Consider the following 15,231-nt stretch of genomic DNA (forward strand, 5'->3'; position numbering starts at 1 on the left):
AGGTGCCGACGGTGACGCCGGCGCAGCGTCCCCCGATCCCACATCCCCGTCCCCGTCCCCCTGTTCGCGCCCGACGTACCGATGCGCGGGTCGAACGAGAGTTTGCCAGACCGGGGTTGGGCCTCCAACAGCCCCAGTGCGCGGGGGTTGTTGGAGGCGCTCGGGATCAGACCGGTTGCGGGCCGAACTCGCGCAGTGCCTCGGCCACGATGGCCTCCAGGCGCGCGTGGTGGGCACCGCGCCAGTAGACCTGTCCGCAGTCGGCGCAGCGGGCGAACGTGTCGTAGGCACGCTCGGTACCGTGCTGGAGCTGGTCGTACACCGCGTCCTTCGCGGTGTCCTGCAGCGGGCCGTTGCAGGCGGTGCACCGGCTCCAGGGGTTGAGCGGGGGTGCGAACCGGGAGAGCACGTCCTTCAGTTGCTCGTGCGGGCGGTGGCTGTAGACGTAGCCGCCCGCCCAGAGCTCGCGGCGGTGCAGCAGCCCCCGGTCGCGCGAGAGCATGACGCGCTGCTCGGCGGCCGAGCGGGCCGCCAGCGCCGCATCGCCGATGTCCACGTTCTCGTAGGCGGCGTCGACGCCCAGCAGGCGCAGCCGCCTGGCGAGCGTGCCGAGGTGCACGTCCAGCAGGAAGCGGGCCGGTCCTGGCAGCGTCTGCGGCCGGGTGAAGGCGAGCACCGAGACCTCCTCGCCGTCCCGGGGCAGGTGCGAGACGGTCACCTGCCGGCCGTCCACCAGGAGCGCGCCGACCTCGGTGAGCGGGACGCCGAGCGACTCCACCGTGTGCCCCAGCGTCGAGACGCCGTCCGTGCGGGCCGGCGACCACCCGGCCCGCCGGGAGGCTGCGACGAAGACGTGCAGCTCGGGGGCGAAGCTCAGGCTGATCTCGGGTCTCTCCACGCGTTCCACCCGGCCAGCATGCCAGGGGAGCGGGGGTGGCGGCCAACGGTTATGACGATGGCCGATTCGCCGCAGCCGCCGGACACGCCGTGGCTAGGAGCGGGGTGAGCGGCGCACGGTGAGCGCGCCCAGGAAGCCCGCCAGGGCGCCCCAGACCACGCCCGCCGCCACCGTCACCAGCAGGTCGCAGTGCAGGGTCACGGCGGCGGCCGGGCCGCTCAGGCCGCCGACCCCCAGGAACGAGAGCCCGTAGCCCGCCGACACCCGGGTCAGCAGCCCCACCAGCAGCAGGGCCACGCCGAGCGCGAGTGCCAGCCGCAGGGCGTGCCGGCCCGGTGCGACGGGCCGGCCGGTGGCCGCGGCGGTCTGCCGTGCCATCAGCACCCCGGCGGCCAGCACCACCAGTGCCGCCAGCGGCAGCAGCAGCCAGGCCCGGCTGTCCTGCTGCCCGAGCGAGGAGAGGTTCAGGGTGGCCTCCTTGGTGCCGCCGCCCCCCAGCACCGAGGCGAGCGGCTCGGGGACCGACAGGCCGATGCTGCCGCCCTTCACCAGGCCGTGCCAGGAGCCGCCGAGCCCGACGCCGAGCGCCAGCCAGGCCAGATTGGGCAGCGCGAGCAGCACCACCGCGACGGTGGAGCGGGCGTCCGAGCCGCGGATCAGCACGACCACCGCGGCGAGCACCCCGAGCACGGCGTACGCCAGCAGTACCAGCACCGTCGCGTGCGCCGCCGGGCGCACCCGCACCTGCTGGCGCAGCAGCGCCGACGGCAGCGGGGCGCGGCGGGCGACCAGGAAGGCGAGCAGCAGCACCACGGCCAGCCATAGCAGCCCGTAGCCGACCGCGGCGGGCCAGTCGGCGTGGAAACCGATGGTGGGGGTGATGCCGAGCGCGCCGCCGATCAGGTCCGCCTCCGGGCTGCCGGTGGAGACGGTGAAGCTGTGCCGGGCCAGTCGGGTGAGCAGCAGGACGGCGGCCGTCCAGAACACCGCCATACGCAGCACCCGGGCTGCCAGCTCGCGCGGCGTCAGCACCGCCCGCAGGCGCAGCGGCCGCAGGAACGCCCAGCCGGCCACCAGGGCGCCGACCAGGCCCACCGAGAGCGGGACGGCCGAGATCTGCGCGCTCGCCTGGGCCAGGAACCCGGCGTCGCCCTCCAGTTGGAGCGGGATGCCGAGCGCCGTCAGCACCGTGGCGGCGGCCACGGGGACGAATGAGCCGCTCGGCAGCCCGTTCGCGCCGGCGGCCCACAGGCCGAGGGCGGCGACGGCGGCCATTACGACGAACGCGGCGACGGTGGCCACCAGTGCGTCCAGCCAGCCGGTGAGCGGGTGGTGCGGGTCGTGCAGGTGGTGCGGGTGGGCGGCGTCGGGGGGACCGTCACTCGGACGCACGCTGTCTCCTGCTCGGGTGTGGGCCGTCGGCGTGGGGGCCAGCCGTGGTGACCTGGCTGTTCCAGCTTCGGTCAGCGCGGCGGGATCGGCGCGCGGGGGCGGGGGATGGAGTGGCCCGACGGGGTGTCGGGGGCGGGCCGGCTGCGGTTGCGGGGTAGTGGCGGGCGGCGCAGAGAATGGGCGGTGAGCTCCGAAACGCCGTCAGGCCCGCCGTCCGGTCCGCCGTCCGCGCCACCACCTGATCGGCCGGCGGGGGAGCCCGGGGAACCGACCTCGACGGGATCCGCGGTGCCGCCGGTCGGGCCGCCGCCGCGGACGCTGGTGAGCGCATCGGGCGGCGGTGGGCAGCGGCCGCCGTGGTGGCGGCGACGGCTGGTGGTCGCGGCGGGCGTGGCGGTGGTCGCGGTGGTGGTGGGCATCGCGCTGGCGGAGCGGGAGCCGAATGGCACGCCGACGACCTCCGCCGCGCCGCAGATCGCGCTGCAGGCGGCGACCGTGCCCGGGCCCGACCCGTTCACGGCCTCGGTCGTCGTGGCGTCCGCCCCCGCGCCGTCCCCCGCGTCGTCCGGCGGGCCCTCGGCGACGGGGACGGTCGATGGCGGGACGATCGACGGCGGGACGGTCGGCCTCTACGGAGGCACCGAGCGCACCAGCAGCTGCGATGTCGGCCGGCTCTCCGACTTCCTGACCACCCACGCGGACAAGGGCCAGGCATGGGCGCAGGTGGAGGGCATCCCGCAGGACTCCATCGCCTCCTACCTGCACTCGCTGACGTCCGCGCTGCTGCGGGTGGACACCCGGGTCACCAACCACGGCTTCGCCGACGGCGCCGCGACCGGCTTCCAGTCCGTCCTCCAGGCCGGCACCGCCGTGCTGGTCGACAACCGCGGTGTGCCCAGGGCGCGTTGTGCGTGCGGCAACCCGCTGCTGCCGCCGGTCGCGCAGAGCGGGGCGACGTACGGTGGCGGTGGGTGGCCGTCGTTCCAGCCGGGCGGTGTGGTCAGCGTGACGCCGGCGGCGGCGCCGGTGAGCACGATCGTGATGGTCGACTCGGGGAGCGGCAAGGCGTTCGCCCGGCCGGTGGGCAGTTCGGGTAACCACGACGTGGTCGTCCCGCTCACGGGCCCGAGCGGCAGTTCCACGGCCGGTTCCCGTTCCTATGGCTATTAATCATTTGCCTAAGCACCTTAGGCATTGTTAGCGTCCATGGCCATGAAGGCAGTCACTGAGCAGGACATCCGCGCGTCGTTCGTCAACTGTTCCAAAGGGGAGGCCAAGCGGCTCACGGTGCCCCGCGACCTCACCGAACTCCCCTGGGACGACCTGGACTTCCTCGGCTGGCGGGACGGCGGGGCCCCCGACCGGAGCTACCTGGTGCTGGAGCGCGAGGGGGAGTTGGTCGGCCTGACGCTGCGCTTCTCCGCCCAGCGCCGCGGCCTGCTGCGCAGCAGCCTGTGCAGCCTCTGCCTCACTCAGCACAGCGGCAACGGCGTCTCGCTGCTCACCGCGCGCAAGGCCGGGGTGGCCGGCCGTGAGGGCAACTCGGTCGGCGCCTACATCTGCACCGACCTGGCCTGCCCGCTCTACGTCCGCGGCCGCAAGATCCCGGAGGGGATGGGCGGACGGCTCCAGGAGTCGCTGACCGTCGAGGAGCAGATCGAGCGCACGGTGGCGAACCTGGACGCGTTCGTCGCCAAGATCCTCGGCTGAGACCGACGAGACCCTAAGCGCCGACGGTCCCGTCGATCGCCTCGCGCAGGAAGTCGGCGTGACCGTTGTGCCGTGCGTAGTCGTGGATCAGGTGCAGCATCACCAGGCGCAGCGAAACGTCCTCGCCCCACCTGGCGTTGTGGCCGATCACGTCGAGCGACTCGGCCGCCTGCTCGATCCGGCGGGAGTGCTTGACCTCCGCCTGCCAGGCGGCGAAGGCCTCCGAGCGGGTGGCGGTGCTCGCGTCGTACGCCACCTGGTAGTCCATCTCCGCGGACCAGACCAGCGGGATGGCCTCGGCGTTCATCACGATGCGGAACCAGGTGCGCTCGACCTCGGCCATATGCCGCACCAGGCCGAGCAGTGAGAGCGTCGAGGGCGGCATCGACTGGCGGCGCAGCTCCTCGTCGGTGAGCCCGTCGCACTTCATCGCCAGCGTCGCGCGGTGGAAGTCGAGGAAGGAGCGCAGCATTTCGCGCTCGCCGGCGATCAGGGGAGGGCCGATCCGTTCGGTAGTCATCCGTACATCATTCCATCCCGCTGCTGACGGCGTTTTCCGGCCACTTCCGGAGAGAGGTCCGGCCGGCGCCGGAGATCGGCATCGAAGGTGGCCCGGACCACATCACGGGCCCATCTCCATCGCCGGTTACCACAATGCGGAGAGCGGTGAATAAATTTTCGCGGCTTTCTGCCCTTCTATGCAGAGCGGAGCATATCGATCCGCAGTTGCGAACTGACGACCTGTGATCCTGCTCGCATTCGGCCGAAGTTCTGCCTGTTAAGGCAGTTGACGGACCGTCCGACCCGGAGAGCGCACGCTACAGTGGCGACAGCGGCCGGACATCAGCGGCCGCTTCCTCGTTTCGATTCGCACCCCGCCGGACCACCCCCAATCCGGCGGCGCTGCGGCACGGCAGCCGCCCTACGCGGATTTCCGTTTGTGGGCGCCCCACCCGGGCCTCTCGCATTCGATGGCGAGGGAACGCGGTCCGATGCGCCACGTAACCCGTATGCGTATCAGTTCTTCGGGGAGGTATTTTGACCTACGAGTTCACTGCTGTTCAACTGGGCGACATCGACGGGCTGTTGACGCTCTACCGGCAGGTCTACGGACGAAGCTACGCACTGCCGTTGGGCACCGATCCCGAGGTGATGGCCCGGGAGATCTCCTCCCCCCGCACGACCTGGCTGGTCGTCAGGGAGCCCGGCAGCGGCCGGGTGGTCGGCTCCATCCTTGGCACGATCGACCCGCACGACCGGCTCGGCAAGATGCAGGGCCTGGTGATCCACCCGGACATCCGCGGCGGCGGCCTCGCCCACCAGGCGGTCCGCCGGCTCAGCGACATGATGCTGAGCGGCGACCAGGCCGCCGACTCCGTCTACGCCACCGCCCGGACCAACTCCACCGCGCCGCAGCGGATCTGCCTGCGCAGTGGCTTCCGGGCCCTGGGCGTCTTCCCCAATCTGCGCAAGGCGGAACGGCACGAGACCATGGTGCTGCTGGCCAGGCACCGGGACGGCGTCCTGGAGCGACGGCTGCCGGTCCCCCGGGTGCCGGCCGGCCTGGGCGGGCTGGTGCGCGCGCTGCACGACACGGTGGGTCTGTCGGACCAGCAGCTGCCCGCCGTCGACGACGAGCCGCGCCCGGCCCCGCAGCGCGGCCAGGTGCGCGAGGTGGAGCTGGTGGACGCCCCGCAGTTCGTGCTGCGCCGGCTGGCCGAGGTGGTGCCCGATCCCGAGCAGCGCTTCTACCCGTTCCACACGCCCAACGTGTTGCTGGCCGCCGCGGACGGTGCCTACGAGCTGTTCGCGCAGCTGAACCGCTCCGACGGCTACTGCGCGCTGATCGGCGCCGCCCCCGGACTCGCCTCGCTGGCACGGGACTTCGAGGCGCTGATCGACCGCCTGGCCCAGGACGGCGCCTCGCACATCGAGACCCTGCTGCCGCTGGACTGCTACGAGGACCTCAGCCTGCTGCTCGCGCACGGCTTCCTGCCCGCCGCCGCCTACCCGGCGATGCGCCGCGAGGGCGAGGGTTTTCGCGACTACGTGGTGATGGCCCGCAGCATGCAGCCACTGGACTTCCGCGGCCTGTCCATCGACGCGTCCTTCCAGCCCTTCACCGAGCAGTACATCGAGCTGTGGAAGCAGCGGTACCTCAACACCCATGGGGTTTTCCAGTGAGCCAGTACCTCAACCCGGTCCAGGTCCCCGATCCCGTCGCACTCGCCCAGGTGCAGCGGCTGTGCGACATCGCCGAGCCGTACACCGTGGGCGAGGACGCCGACCGGCTGTTCGTCGCCGCGATGGCGGAGTCCAACGCCTGGCACGCGGCCAGGTCGCCGTTCTTCGCCAGGCTCTGGGAGTCGAGTGAGGCCGCCCGATGTCCGGTCGAATCGGTCGCCGACCTGGAGCGGCTGCCCTTCGTGCACGCCAACTTCTTCAAGACGCACGAGGTGGTCTCGATACCCCCCGAGGACGTCGCGCTGCACGTCACCTCCTCGGGCACCACCGGCCAGAAGTCGCAGATGTTCTTCGACGACTGGACCCTGCGCAACGGCCAGCGGATGGTGGCCCGGGTCTTCGACTCCTACGGCTGGCTGGGCGAGGAGGAGCCGGTCAACTACCTGCTCTCCAACTACCAGCCCCGGCCCGGGCTGAACCTGGGCACCGCGTTCACCGACGAGTACCTGTGCGACTTCGCCCCGGTGCGCTCGGTCGAGTACGCCCTCAAACACACCGGCAGCGGCCACGAGTTCGACGCGTTCGGCTGCGTGCGGGCGCTGCTGCGGTTCGCCGAGGAGGGGGCGCCGGTGCGGATCCTCGGGTTCCCCGCGTTCCTCTCCTTCACGCTCGACCGGATGCGTGAACTCGGGCTCCCGCCCGTTCAGTTGAACCCCAAGTCGCTGGTCGCCTTCGGCGGCGGCTGGAAGGGCCACGCCGACCAGCAGGTGGCCAGGCCGGAGCTCTACCGGCGGATCCACGAGCAACTGGGCATCCCGGACGAGCGGATCAGGGACGGCTACGGCGCGGTCGAGCACTCGGTGCTCTACATGGAGTGCGCCAACCACCGCCTGCACGTGCCCACCTGGTCGCGGATGCTGGTGCGCGACGTGCGCACGCTCGCGCCGCTGCCCTACGGTGAGCGCGGCTACGCCCAGTTCGTCTCGCCCTACATCACCTCCGTGCCGGCCCAGTCCGTCCTGATGGGCGACCTGGTCTCGCAGCACTCCCCCGAGGAGTGCGGCTGCGGCCTGCCCACCCCCTGGTTCGCCGTGCACGGCCGGGCCGGGGTCAGCCGGAACCGCAGCTGTGCCGTCGCCGCCGCCGAACTGCTCAAGGGGAAGTCATGACCGCCGATCAGCACTACTGGCAGGGCGAGTGGGTCGACGACGCCGAGGCGGAGCGCCGCCTCGACGATCTCGACGCCCACGTCGCCACCGCGCTCGCCGACAGGCTCAACCCGCTGACCGTGCTGGCCGCCTGCGACCGGCTGGCGATCGCGCTCGCCGACCCGGCCGGCGCGCAGTCCGTGCGCCTGTTCGCCGAGCTGCGCGCCGCGCGGATCCCCGCGGGGGAGGCCGCCCGTACGCTGACCGACATCGCCGAGGGGCTCTCCCGCGAGGCGCTGGAGGCCAAGCTGACCCGTGAGCTCGGCGGCATCGACCCGGGCCGGCTGGCCCGCTTCGACTTCCGTCGGGAGATCTTCGAGGGCTGGCTGCCGGTGGGCCTGCTGGTGCACGTCGCGCCCGGCAACGCGCCGGCCGCAGGCGCGTTCAGCGTGATCGAGGGCCTGCTCGCCGGGAACGTCAACGCGATCAAGACCAGCGGCAGCTCACGCTTCACCCAGCTGCTGCTGGCCGCGCTCGCCGAGCTCGATCCGACCGGCACGATCGCCACCCGGGTGCTGGTGCTCGCCTTCCCGTCCAGCCGGACCGGCTGGCTGGAGCGGCTGTGCGCGGGCGCCGACGCGGTGGCCGCCTGGGGCGGCGAGGAGGCCCTGGCCGGGGTCGCGGCGCTGGTGCCGGCCGGCTGCCGGCTGGTCGACTGGGGGCCCAAGCTCTCCTTCGCCTACCTCACCGAGCACTCCTGGGCCGAGCCGTCGGCGCTGCGCGGCATCGCCGACGACATCTGCCGGCTCGACCAGCAGGCGTGCTCCAGCCCGCAGGTGATCTACCTGGACACCGACGACACCGAGCAGGTCTTCGCCTTCGCCGAGCGGTTCGCCGCCGTGCTGGCGCAGACCGTCGCCGAGCTCGACCCGGCGCTGCCGGACCTGCTGGAGAGCGCCGAGATCACCAACACCGTGCTGGTGGCCGGGCTGGAGGAGCACCTCGGCCTGACCCGGGTGCACGCGGCCGAAGACGGCAACTGGCACGTGCTGGCGGACGTCCGCAGCGCGCTGCGGGCCTCGCCGCTGTACCGCACGGTGTGGGTGAAGCCGCTGCCGCGCAAGGAGATCGTCCAGGTGCTGCGCCCGATGCGCCGCTACCTGCAGACCGCCGCGATCGGCGCCGAGCGCGCCGATCTGGCGGTGCTCGCGGGGGAGGTGCTGACCGCAGGCGTGCTGCGGGTCACCGTGCCCGGCCGGATGCTGGACAGCTACGACGGCGAGCCGCACGACGGCGTGTACGCACTGCAGCGCTACAGCCGCCGGGTGGACGTGCAGCTGGACGAGCGGTTCGCCACCGACTCCTGCCTGGACGACCTGGTGGGCGCGCGCGAGCTGGCCGTCCCGTCCGTCCCGGTCACCGGCAAGACCGAGTTCGAGCAGCTGCAGGACGACCTCGGGCGCGCCGAGGTGTTCTTCCGCAGCGGCGGCAGCTCGGGGGCGCCCAAGCTCTCCGCCTTCGCCTGGGACGACTACCACGAGCACATGCGCTCGGGAGCCGAGGGCCTGCTCGCCGCCGGGTTCGACCCGCGCACCGACCGGGCGATGAACCTGTTCTTCGGCGGGCAGCTCTACGGTGGCTTCCTGAGCTTCTTCTCGGTGCTGGAGACCCTGCAGGCCGTGCAGTTCCCGATGGCGGCGCAGGACGACCACGCGGCCGTGGCCCACTCGATCGTCGACCACCGGGTGGACACTCTGTTCGGCATGCCGAGCTACCTGCTGCGGGTCTTCACCGAGGGCGCGGACGCGCTGCGCGGCTACCGCGGGGTGCGCAAGGTCTACTTCGGCGGCGAGCACTTCCCCGAGCGCCAGCAGGCATGGCTGCGCGAGGAGTTCGGGGTCGAGCTGATCCGCTCGGCGGCGTACGGCAGCGCCGACGCGGGCCCGCTGGGCTACCAGTGCGGCGAGACCCCGCCGCGGGTGCACCACCTGTTCAGCGGGCTCCAGACCCTGGAGATCCTGGCCCTGGACGAGGACCGGCCGGCCCCCGCCGGGGAGGCCGGGCGACTGGTCTTCACCTCGCACACCCGGCGCGGCCAGCGCCTGGACCGCTACGAGATCGGCGACCTGGGCCGCTGGGTGGCGGGGGAGTGCGGGTGTGCGGGCGCCGCACCCCGCGCTTCGAGCTGCTGGGCCGCTTCGGCGACGTCTTCCGCAGCGGCAGCTACTTCCTCAACTACCGCCGGTTCGTCACGATCGCGGAGGAGGCGTTCGAGCACCGGGGCGCGTTGCAGATCCTGCTCGACGAGGACGACGCGGGCGAGTCGCTGACCGTCCGCCTGGAGGCCGGCCCGGCGTCGGACGGCGCGGCCGCGGCCCGGGCGTTCCTGGACGGCTACCCGGAGCTGGGCTCGGCGGTGGAGCAGGAGGGGCTGCTGGCCCTGCGGGTCGAGGTGGGGCCGGCCGACGGCTTCGAGCGCACCGCGGCCAGCGGCAAGCTGCTGAGCGTGGTGGAGCGGCGGGCGCGCAACCGCTGACATCCTCGCGCTGAGGGGGGTGACGGCTGCTGCCGTCACCCCCCCCTCACTGCGTCCGGTCAGTCCATCCGCTCGTCGACGAGCCGGACCAGCTTGCCGGTGCGCGGGTTGACCGCCAGCGCGCCCGGGCCCACCCACTCCACGGCCAGCGGGTGGATCAGGCCGCGGTCGGCGTGGTCGGCGAACATCGGACGGGTCTGCGCGAGCCGCGCGGCCAGCGCGCCCTCCAGGACGGCCTTCGCCTGCTCGCCGGCCCCGGTCGGCCCGGCCAGCCGCAGCACCAGCTGGTCGCGCTCGTCGTGGTGGCGCAGCACCACCTGCACCTCCGCGACCAGGCCGTCCTGGTCGGTGCTCTCCACCAGCGCGCGCAGGTCCTCCAGGTACACGGTCACCGGGCCGACCCGGGCGCCCTCGTCGGAGCGTCCGAGCAGCCGGAACCGGCGCTGCGGGAAGTCCACCCACTGCGCCAGGTCGCCCACGGGGTAGCGGATCACCGGCATCAGACGGCGCGCGAGGTCGGTGGCGACCACCCGGCCGGGCCGGCCGGGCTCCTCGATCGGCTCGCCGGTCTCGGGGTCCAGCAGCTCGATCACCTTGTCAGGGGTGAAGACCTGGTGGATCCGGGCGTCGCTCTCGCCGGCCACCGGACCGGCCAGGATGCCGGCGTCGACGCTCGCGTAGCCGATCGAGCGGACCTCGGCGCCCGGGAACGCCTGGGCCAGCAGCTCCAGTTGGTCGCCGTAGAACGCCTCACCGCTGAACAGGACGAGCCGGATGTGCGGCAGGGTGCCCACGGTGTCGGCGACCTCCCTGGCCAGCCGGCAGAGCGAGGTGGGCGGGGCGGCCAGCACGGTGGCCGAGAAGTCGCGCAGCGTGCCGATCACGTAGTCCAGCGGGGCGGCCCCGCCGATCGGCAGCTGGACGGTGGCGACCGGGGCTTCCTGGAGCAGGTTGAGGGTGAAGACGAAGCTGGAGTACAGCTCCCCCGCGTAGAACAGGTTGGCCACCCGGTCGCCGTCGCGCAGCCCGGCGGCCGGCAGGCCGTCGCCGAAGCGGCGGGCCATCTCGCGCCACTCCTCGCGCGTGTACATCGAGACGCGCGGCGCACCGGTGGTCCCACCGGTCTTGAAGACGATCCCGTCGCCGTGCGGGCCGGTCAGCAGCCGGCTCTCCTCGATCCCGTGGGCGCCCCAGTAGGCGCCGTGGTCGATCAGCGGGAGGTCGGTCAGCTCCGACGTCCCCTCGGGCAGACCCGCGTAGAGCTCGCGGTAGAACGGTGAGTGCGCTCGGACGTAACGCACCAGATCGGCGATCGAACGATCATTCATGGCTTCCAACTTCCCCACCCGGCAAAGAGATCATCTTATCTTCACGCGTAGACGACGCAGCCCCGGGACGGTGCCCCGGCTGTTCGCGCGATGGATCGCCGCCGTTCCTATTCCCGAGCGTGAGTGAAACAGACCACAGCGCCACCTCTCCCTGAACGCCCTTGGGCCGTGGCACAATGAGCGCAAGTAGTAGCAGTGACGTTCAGCGCACTCCGGGGTCGGTGAAAATCCGAACCGGCGGTTACAGTCCGCGACCCGTCCGCAGCCAGCGGCCGGTTGACCAGGTGAAATTCCTGGACCGACGGTTAAAGTCCGGATGGGAGGCGTGCGCGACGGTTCGAGCAGTGCCACGGATCCCCTCGGGGAGCCGTGTTCAAGGTGCAAGAGCAGGACTCTCTTCAGCGACGTCGGCGAACTGCCGATGTCGGCGGCCGAGCCGACCTCGGCGACGGAGCAGAGGACGTTCGCGCACCCGCCACCGCCGAGCCGTGTCAACTCCCGTTCTTTGCCGCCCCGGAGTCCGCGCCCCTACAGCGCGAGGAGAACCCGGGTGTTCACCGGCATCATTGAAGAGCTCGGCGAGGTCGTCTCCATCGAGGAGTTCGGTGATTCCTCGCGCATCCGCCTGCGCGGGCCCGTGGTCTGTACCGGTGCCCGCCACGGCGACTCCATCGCGGTCAACGGCGTCTGCCTGACCGTTGTCGACAGCCCCGAGCAACTGGCCGCCGACACCACCGAGTTCAGCGCCGACGTGATGGCCGAGACACTGCAGCGCTCCAGCCTGGGCGCGCTCGTCCCCGGCTCCCGGGTCAACCTGGAGCGGGCGATGGCGCTCGGCGCCCGGCTCGGCGGCCACCTGGTGCAGGGGCATGTCGACGCCACCGGCACCCTGCTCTCCCGCGCCCCGGGCGAGTTGGACGCCGAGGGCAAGCCCCGCTGGGAGGTGCTGCGCTTCACGCTGCCGCAGAGCATCGCCCGCTACCTGGTCGACAAGGGCTCGATCACCGTGGACGGCATCAGCCTCACCGTGGTCGAGGCCGCCGCCGACAGCTTCACGGTCAGCCTGATCCCCGCGACGCTCGCTCTGACGACCTTGGGCGCCAAGGCGGTTGGCGACCCGGTCAACCTCGAGGTCGACGTCCTGGCGAAGTACGTCGAGCGGCTGCTCGACTCCCGCAGCATCCCGGCGATCTCGAAGGACGCCTCGTGAACTGGCTCAACAGTGTCGCGTTCTCGATATTCGGCCAGCACGTGCTCTGGACCGACATGATCGGCAACCTGCTCGGACTGGCTGCGCTGGCCCTCGGCTGGCGGCGCTCGATCTGGAGCTGGCCGGTCCAACTCCTCTCCGGTGTCGTGCTGGTGGGGGCCTACCTGTCCGGCCATCTGACCGGTCTGATGGGCAAGCAGGCCATCGTCATCGTGACCGCGGTCTGGGGCTGGACCCAGTGGCGGCGCGGCATCCGCAGCACCGGCGAGATCAAGGTCCGCTTCGCCAGCTGGACCGAGCGGGCGCTGCTGGTCGGCGCTACCGCGCTGGTGACCACCGGGGTGGCGCTGCTCTTCACCCACTACTCCTGGATGTCCTGGAGCCCGTGGTCGGACGCCTACATCTTCGTCGGCACGCTGGCGGCGATGGTCGCCCAGGCCCGTGGCTGGGTGGAGTTCTGGTTCGCCTGGATCGCGGTGGACGTGGTCGGTGTCCCGCTGGCCTTCAACAGCGGCTACGCCTTCTCCGGCCTGACGTACAGCATCTACTTCGTCCTGGTGCTGCTGGGCCTGCGCGCCTGGTGGCTGAGCACCCGCACCCCCCGTTCCGCCTCCACCCCGACCCTGCAGGGAGTTACGGCATGAGTACCGCAGACAGCACCCAGCACCTCGGCCCGGACCTCAGCCTCGACCCGGTCGAGCGCGCCATCGCCGACATCGCGGCCGGCCGGGCCGTGATCGTGGTGGACGACGAGGACCGCGAGAACGAGGGCGACATCATCTTCGCCGCCTCGGCCGCGACGCCCGAACTGCTCGCCTTCACCATCCGCTACAGCTCCGGTGTGATCTGCGTCCCGATGACCGGCGCCGAGGCCGACCGCCTCGACCTGCCGCCGATGACCCGGGTCAACGAGGACCGCAAGGGCACCGCCTACACCGTCTCGGTGGACGCCCGCGAGGTCGAGGCCACCGGCATCTCGGCCGTCGACCGCGCGCTGACCGTCCGGCTGCTGGGTGACCCGGCCTCCGGCCCCGGCGACTTCACCCGCCCCGGGCACGTCTTCCCGCTGCGCGCGGTGGACGGCGGTGTGCTGATCCGCCCCGGCCACACCGAGGCCGGCGTCGACCTGGCCCGACTGGCCGGCCTGCCCCCGGCCGCCGCCATCTGCGAGGTGGTCAACGACGACGGGACGATGGCCCGGCTGCCCGAGCTGGTCGGCTTCGCTCGCGAGCACGGTCTGGCGATCATCTCGATCGAGGACCTGATCGCCTACCGCCGCCGCACCGAGCTGCACGTCGACCGCGCGGCCGTCACCGCCCTGCCCACCAGCTACGGCGAGTTCACCGCCGTCGGCTACCGCAGCACGCTGGACGGCGTCGAGCACATCGCCCTGGTGGCCGGCGGCCTGGACGCCGACGGGCAGCTGCCGGACGGCGAGGACGTGCTGGTGCGTGTCCACTCCGAGTGCCTGACCGGTGACGTGTTCGGCTCGCTGCGCTGCGACTGCGGTCCCCAACTCGAAGCCTCGCTCGCCAAGGTGGCCGCCGCAGGCCGCGGCGTGGTGCTCTACCTGCGCGGTCACGAGGGCCGCGGCATCGGCCTGGCCCACAAGCTGCGCGCCTACCAGCTCCAGGAGCAGGGGCGTGACACCGTGGACGCCAACCTCGACCTCGGGCTGCCCGCCGACGCCCGGGACTACAGCATCGGCGCGCAGATGCTGACCGACCTGGGGGTGCGCTCGCTGACCCTGCTGACCAACAACCCCGACAAGCTCGCCGCGCTCACCGAGCACGGCCTCAAGGTCAAGGGCCGCGAGCCGATCCCGGTCGAGGCCGGCGTGCACAACCTCGCCTACCTGCTGACCAAGCGCGACCGGATGGGCCACGACCTGCCGTGGCTCGGCAACGCCTGACCATCCACCCGCCTGACGATCCACCCGCCTGAACACCCACCCACTTACCCAGTTGAAGGAAGAACCACAGTGAGCGGCCACGGAGCACCCGAGCTGACCCTCAAGAACTGCCAGGACCTGCGGGTCGCGGTGATCGCCGCCCAGTGGCACACCAAGGTGATGGACGGCCTGCTGGGCGGCGCCGAGCGCGCCCTCAAGGAGCTGGGGATCGCGGAGCCGACCATCGTCCGCGTCCCCGGCACCTTCGAACTCCCCGTCGCGGCAAAGCAGTTGGCCGGTCGCGGCTATGACGCCGTGGTCGCCCTCGGGGTGGTCATCCGCGGCGGCACCCCGCACTTCGACTATGTCTGCCAGGCGGCGGCCATCGGTCTCACCGACGTCAGCGTCAGCACCGGCGTGCCGGTCGGCTTCGGCGTGCTGACCTGTGACAACGAGGAGCAGGCGATCGACCGGGCGGGCCTGCCGGGCTCCGCCGAGGACAAGGGGCATGAGGCGGTCACCGCGGCCGTCGCCACCGCCGCCATGCTGCGCTCGGTCTCCTAGCCGGTTGTCGTCCACCGTCGTGTCCACGGTCCGGGACTGTTTACCGCCCGTCCCGGTCCAGCACGTAAGGTGAGACCCATCATGGCTTCGAAGACATTCGAGGAGCTCTTCGTCGAGCTCCAGCAGAAGGCCGCCGCAGGCGACCCCGCGTCCTCCCGTACCGCGCAGCTCGTCCAGCAGGGCGTTCATGCCATCGGCAAGAAGGTGGTCGAAGAGGCCGCCGAGGTCTGGATGGCGGCCGAGTTCCAGACCCAGGAGCAGACCGCCGAGGAGATCTCGCAGCTCCTGTACCACCTTCAGGTGATGATGATCGCTCGCGGGCTGACGCTCGACGACGTCTACGCCTACCTCTGAACCACCCCTCCCGCAC

Annotated in this window: 15 protein-coding genes and 1 riboswitch; of the genes, 11 read left to right on the plus strand and 4 right to left on the minus strand. The window is 71.9% G+C overall.

Annotated features, from left to right (window positions below):
• Positions 1-166: 166 nt before the first annotated feature.
• Together P3T34_RS33585 and P3T34_RS33590 are read right to left on the minus strand one after the other, a co-directional pair.
• Positions 167-898 carry a Mut7-C RNAse domain-containing protein gene (locus tag P3T34_RS33585; RefSeq protein WP_280672555.1) on the minus strand — a complete coding sequence of 244 codons (732 nt, stop codon included), beginning with the start codon at positions 896-898 and terminating at the stop codon, positions 167-169.
• Positions 899-991: 93 nt separating this feature from the next.
• Positions 992-2,290: a streptophobe family protein gene (locus P3T34_RS33590; protein ID WP_280669815.1), complete on the minus strand. Its 1,299-nt coding sequence runs from the start codon at positions 2,288-2,290 to the stop codon at positions 992-994.
• A 321-nt stretch (positions 2,291-2,611) separates the two neighbouring features.
• Here P3T34_RS33590 and P3T34_RS33595 point away from each other — a divergent pair, with 321 nt between their 5' ends.
• Together P3T34_RS33595 and P3T34_RS33600 are read left to right on the plus strand one after the other, a co-directional pair.
• Positions 2,612-3,460 (plus strand): DUF6777 domain-containing protein, encoded by an 849-nt coding sequence (locus P3T34_RS33595; RefSeq protein ID WP_280669816.1) that lies wholly within the window; start codon positions 2,612-2,614, stop codon positions 3,458-3,460.
• A 42-nt stretch (positions 3,461-3,502) separates the two neighbouring features.
• Positions 3,503-4,000 (plus strand): FBP domain-containing protein, encoded by a 498-nt coding sequence (locus P3T34_RS33600; protein WP_280669817.1) that lies wholly within the window; start codon positions 3,503-3,505, stop codon positions 3,998-4,000.
• 13 nt (positions 4,001-4,013) lie between these two features.
• On the opposite strand, the gene P3T34_RS33605 is transcribed toward P3T34_RS33600, so the two are convergent.
• Positions 4,014-4,520, minus strand: coding sequence for a DinB family protein (locus P3T34_RS33605; protein WP_280669818.1), 507 nt, complete (start codon positions 4,518-4,520; stop codon positions 4,014-4,016).
• A 518-nt stretch (positions 4,521-5,038) separates the two neighbouring features.
• On the opposite strand from P3T34_RS33605, the gene P3T34_RS33610 reads away from it, so the two are divergent.
• The 4 genes from P3T34_RS33610 to P3T34_RS33625 are packed head-to-tail and all read left to right on the plus strand — an operon-like array spanning position 5,039 to position 9,868.
• Positions 5,039-6,184: a GNAT family N-acetyltransferase gene (locus tag P3T34_RS33610; RefSeq protein WP_280669819.1), complete on the plus strand. Its 1,146-nt coding sequence runs from the start codon at positions 5,039-5,041 to the stop codon at positions 6,182-6,184.
• Complete coding sequence (locus P3T34_RS33615) at positions 6,181-7,353, plus strand: acyl-protein synthase (RefSeq protein WP_280669820.1); 1,173 nt, start codon at positions 6,181-6,183, stop codon at positions 7,351-7,353. The genes P3T34_RS33610 and P3T34_RS33615 overlap by 4 nt, the downstream gene beginning before the upstream one ends.
• Complete coding sequence (locus P3T34_RS33620) at positions 7,350-9,662, plus strand: acyl-CoA reductase (protein ID WP_280669821.1); 2,313 nt, start codon at positions 7,350-7,352, stop codon at positions 9,660-9,662. Before P3T34_RS33615 ends, P3T34_RS33620 begins: the two co-directional genes overlap by 4 nt.
• Positions 9,620-9,868, plus strand: coding sequence for a hypothetical protein (locus P3T34_RS33625; RefSeq protein WP_280669822.1), 249 nt, complete (start codon positions 9,620-9,622; stop codon positions 9,866-9,868). The genes P3T34_RS33620 and P3T34_RS33625 overlap by 43 nt, the downstream gene beginning before the upstream one ends.
• 59 nt (positions 9,869-9,927) lie before the next feature.
• On the opposite strand, the gene P3T34_RS33630 is transcribed toward P3T34_RS33625, so the two are convergent.
• Positions 9,928-11,196 carry a phenylacetate--CoA ligase family protein gene (locus tag P3T34_RS33630; protein ID WP_280669823.1) on the minus strand — a complete coding sequence of 423 codons (1,269 nt, stop codon included), beginning with the start codon at positions 11,194-11,196 and terminating at the stop codon, positions 9,928-9,930.
• Between the two features lie 204 nt (positions 11,197-11,400).
• Positions 11,401-11,528: riboswitch (FMN riboswitch) on the plus strand.
• Positions 11,529-11,746: 218 nt separating this feature from the next.
• Here P3T34_RS33630 and P3T34_RS33635 point away from each other — a divergent pair.
• From P3T34_RS33635 to P3T34_RS33655, 5 genes are all read left to right on the plus strand, one after another.
• Positions 11,747-12,406, plus strand: a complete 660-nt coding sequence (locus P3T34_RS33635) for a riboflavin synthase (protein ID WP_280669824.1) — start codon at positions 11,747-11,749, stop codon at positions 12,404-12,406.
• Positions 12,403-13,050, plus strand: coding sequence for a nicotinamide mononucleotide transporter family protein (locus P3T34_RS33640; protein WP_280669825.1), 648 nt, complete (start codon positions 12,403-12,405; stop codon positions 13,048-13,050). Before P3T34_RS33635 ends, P3T34_RS33640 begins: the two co-directional genes overlap by 4 nt.
• Positions 13,047-14,318, plus strand: a complete 1,272-nt coding sequence (locus P3T34_RS33645) for a bifunctional 3,4-dihydroxy-2-butanone-4-phosphate synthase/GTP cyclohydrolase II (protein WP_280669826.1) — start codon at positions 13,047-13,049, stop codon at positions 14,316-14,318. Before P3T34_RS33640 ends, P3T34_RS33645 begins: the two co-directional genes overlap by 4 nt.
• Before the next feature lie 69 nt (positions 14,319-14,387).
• Positions 14,388-14,861, plus strand: coding sequence for a 6,7-dimethyl-8-ribityllumazine synthase (ribH, locus tag P3T34_RS33650; protein WP_280669827.1), 474 nt, complete (start codon positions 14,388-14,390; stop codon positions 14,859-14,861).
• Positions 14,862-14,942: 81 nt separating this feature from the next.
• The gene (locus P3T34_RS33655) at positions 14,943-15,215 is read left to right on the plus strand and encodes a phosphoribosyl-ATP diphosphatase (protein WP_280669828.1); all 273 of its coding nucleotides are present in this window, start codon (positions 14,943-14,945) and stop codon (positions 15,213-15,215) included.
• Positions 15,216-15,231 lie beyond the last annotated feature (16 nt).

The sequence above is a fragment of the Kitasatospora sp. MAP12-44 genome (assembly GCF_029892095.1).
Lineage (GTDB): Bacteria > Actinomycetota > Actinomycetes > Streptomycetales > Streptomycetaceae > Kitasatospora.